A 239-nucleotide genomic window follows, 5' to 3' on the forward strand; every position below is an offset into this window, starting at 1 on the left:
GGCCGGCGTGCGCGTACTCGATCTGACGCGCGTGTTGGCGGGCCCGTGGTGCACGCAGGTGCTCGCCGACCTCGGCGCCGACGTCATCAAGGTGGAGCGCCCCGGCACCGGCGACGATACGCGCGGCTGGGGGCCGCCGTTCCTGCGCGATGCGTCGGGCAACGAAACGGGCGAGTCCGCCTACTACCTCTGCGCGAACCGCAACAAGCGTTCGCTGACGGTGGATCTGTCGAGTGCCG

General features: G+C 71.1%; 1 protein-coding gene. It reads left to right on the forward strand.

Annotated features, from left to right (window positions below):
* Nucleotides 1–7: 7 nt before the first annotated feature.
* Nucleotides 8–239, forward strand: a 232-nt coding sequence (locus OH705_RS28625) for a CoA transferase (RefSeq protein ID WP_267303621.1), incomplete at its 3' end; no start/stop codon positions are given.

It is taken from the genome of Pseudomonas sp. BJa3, assembly GCF_026343815.1.
GTDB classification, from domain to species: Bacteria; Pseudomonadota; Gammaproteobacteria; order Pseudomonadales; family Pseudomonadaceae; genus Aquipseudomonas; species Aquipseudomonas soli.